Consider the following 3,268-nt stretch of genomic DNA (forward strand, 5'->3'; position numbering starts at 1 on the left):
TTCTTATTTAAACTATCAAACACCTGATGAGTATGGAAAGGTGGTTATCAGAAATGTGGCTTAACTTTTTGTCTAGTTTTTTATTGCAATTCCAAGATGAAGGCCAGCAGCTAACACGGTATTAATTCCTAGGTAGGATAACTGATTATATGTTGTTTGTGGTTTGTTCTCTTTGAGTCAGATTTGGTTTGTGACAATACTCAATTTAATCAACATCTCCAGTGTGTAATAAAGTGATATTGTTTATACTTATAAAGGTTGTGGATATTAGAATTTTTAGTTTATTAAAATTAAAATATAGACAGATGAAAATTTTTCTTCAGAATACAGTTAAAGGATTACGAAATTTTAGCAAAAGTCTTGATAGAAATTCAATTTTAGTTGATAAACCTTGGGCTCTTATTGATTCAGATTTTGAAATTCAAAAATTAATTTTTAAAAAGAATAAGGAATTAATAATGTCAAAAGATGGACAAGTCAATATGGGGAAATGGGATTACTTACCTGAAGCAAAATCTTTATTAATTGATAGAGGAAAAGATACTATTCTATGTAATGAAGGTTTTATTGATGAAGCAGTAATGATTCTTAAAATGGATGGGACAAATAATAATTTTTTTGTTTTAGCAAATGAGAATATTGTTCCAGATCTTGATGCTTATGCATACTTAAGAAATTTAAGACGTCAAAAATTAAAAATAGTCACCAAAAATTTAACAGATGGGAAGAATCTTGAAATTTTACCAGAGGATGAATATTCGGATCCAGAAGTTGGAAATAGTGTAACAATAGATGCAGAGGAAATCTCAGACGGCGTTTATATAAGTAAGAAACCTAGAGTAAAATATATAATTAAAAACAGTATTATTATGTCTATAATCCATGAAGTAATCTATAAAACTAAGAATGGGGGTGAAATTATGGTTGAGCAAATGGATCAATACTCTTATTCAAAAGGAGAACAAGTCTGGGTTAATGGAATCCAAGCAGAAGATGGTGAATATAGTGTGATTGGAGGACGTAATATTATTGTAAAGGATGGTAAAATATTTAAAAAGAAATTGTTTTAATAAGCACTCGATTTAATACGTATTACTAAATGCTAATCGATTAAAAAAATAAACAAATCATACACAATTTTTCTTGAGCTGCAACACAACAGTTGTGGCTCTTTTTGTATATATCATTTACTGCCATATTATTAAAAATAATATGGTAATAGCTCATAGTATTAAACCAATCAACAAACTATATTTAGCCTTTTGTGTTTATTATTGGATAACCTAAAAGAAAGTATAAGCCTGAGGTATTATGACAAAAAAGAAATCTACACTAGTAATTCGAATTTTATTGTTTGTGGGAACAATCATCTCCTTGTATTTTGTTCCATGGCCTGTTTTAATTGCCTGGATTACACCATTACCAAATACCGTTCAGGAACAGGTTAACAAGGCTTCTGACTATGGATTTGATGGTATTATTGTTTGTGTCAACAGAAAAGGAAATGATATTACCTATTATACTTCGGGATATAAAAACAGAGCAGACAAAACGCCAGCTGATCCTCATTCATTATTTAAAATAGCCAGTGTAAGTAAGCTATATACAGCCCTGGCCATAACAAAATTAGTTTACAACGGTCATTTGTCGCTGGACAAAACTCTGGCTGATTATTTCCCGGAGTTAGAGGGCAGAATTGAGAATACAGATCAAATAACTTTGCGAATGATGGTTCAGCATCGCAGTGGTATTCCTAATTATACCGATACTAAAGATTACTGGGTTCATCCAAAACAAAGCAGCAAGGAGCAATTGGATTTGATCCTGGATTTACCAGCAAACTTTGAACCGGGTATGGATTATGAATATAGCAACACCAATTACTTATTACTTTCTCTGCTTATTGAAAAAGTATCTGGAGTGAGTAAATTTGAATATATAAAAGAAACCATTCTTGATCCGCTAAACCTGCATAGTACCTATGGCTCCATTAATGATGTAGATTTAGATGATGTAATGAGTGGTTATTATGTAGGTTACGACAACGATTTAAAAACAGACAACAATGGTGTGATGCTAGCCACTGCAGAAGATTTAAGCATATTTATCAGGGCATTAAATGATGGCTCTGTCTTTACTGATAAACAAGAGCAGGATATTTATTCTTCCATTTATGCATACGAGCATACCGGGTTAATTCCCGGATATCAAACCATTGCCAGGTATGATAAGGATATGGATGCAGTGATTATTCAGTTTACCAATACCGTGAATTTTGATGGATATAACTGGAGTTTATCGGAGATTATGTACCGAAGAATTGTTGAGATTTTAAGAGCAGAAAAAGGTTTGTAACCTTTAATTTACTCTTGTTTTTTAAGATACCATCGGATATAGTCTAAATCTATTTACTTATAATAAAGTGTATAAGTGCTGTAAATCCACTCTCCTTCTAAGTTATGAGGAGTCCCCGAAGAATGAGGGGGAGGTGGTTTATAATTACTATTCCATTAATTAAAAAAATGAACAAAGACTTGTTTTAAACCATCTCCCGGTTCGTTCCTTACCTTACTCCTCCTTCAAATGGAGGAGAATTAATTGGCATTATGCCATAATGCTACTTATAACCGTAGGTGTTTGCAACTATATACTTTACACGAGGCTGAAAGCCTCACACATTATAGCTTGGGGCATCGCCCCAAGTAACTAATTATCTTGCCTAATCAGGCTGTAAGTCTGATACATTAATAATATGTTTCAGGCCTACAGCCTGAGATTTAATTGGGACAATTACAAGGGGCGATGCCCCTTGTTGTGATGTTATAGGCTTTCAGCCTAAGAGTGTTATTAAGCCCATATTTACAAAAGTCAGATTTGTTATAATTAAAAGATATTTCCCTATGAAGTATGGACCAAGAGCGCAGGCCAGTTCAATTGGCCCGGGCTGGCGATGGCGTGACGCAGACGAATGCGGGTGATTAAGGGATTGTGTGAAGGGCAAAATTCGGCAAAGATGTGGGTAGAAGGATGAATTGAACTAGACGTTTTGCTTCTTTTATGGCAATGATAATTATTGCAATAAGAGAGCGCAGAGTCAAGTTTACTTGAACTATGCCGAACAAAGCAATAATCTTTTAAAAAAAGAAGACCTGTCTGGTAAGACAATATTATTCTTTTCGCTCAAGCCGCTGGGCTTTTCATTTGTTCATGCTATGTTAATTTTAAAGGTATTCACGATTTTCAATTCTTGTCTTGATACAAGAAACGA

Annotated in this window: 2 protein-coding genes; both read left to right on the forward strand. The window is 33.4% G+C overall.

Annotated elements, in window-relative coordinates; genetic code table 11:
- Positions 1–305 precede the first annotated feature (305 nt).
- On the forward strand, positions 306–1,070 hold the full coding sequence (locus OM075_RS24585; protein ID WP_301193214.1) for a hypothetical protein: 765 nt from the start codon (positions 306–308) through the stop codon (positions 1,068–1,070).
- Positions 1,071–1,311: 241 nt separating this feature from the next.
- The gene (locus OM075_RS24590) at positions 1,312–2,355 is read left to right on the forward strand and encodes a serine hydrolase domain-containing protein (protein WP_301193215.1); all 1,044 of its coding nucleotides are present in this window, start codon (positions 1,312–1,314) and stop codon (positions 2,353–2,355) included.
- Positions 2,356–3,268: the final 913 nt, after the last annotated feature.

The sequence above is a fragment of the Plebeiibacterium sediminum genome, assembly GCF_026013605.1.
Classification (GTDB): domain Bacteria; phylum Bacteroidota; class Bacteroidia; order Bacteroidales; family Marinilabiliaceae; genus Saccharicrinis; species Saccharicrinis sediminus.

Coding starts and splice junctions, on each gene's coding strand:
- OM075_RS24585 (WP_301193214.1), top strand. CDS start 306: ATGAAAATTTTTCTTCAGAATACAGTTAAAGGATTACGAAATTTTAGC.
- OM075_RS24590 (WP_301193215.1), top strand. CDS start 1,312: ATGACAAAAAAGAAATCTACACTAGTAATTCGAATTTTATTGTTTGTG.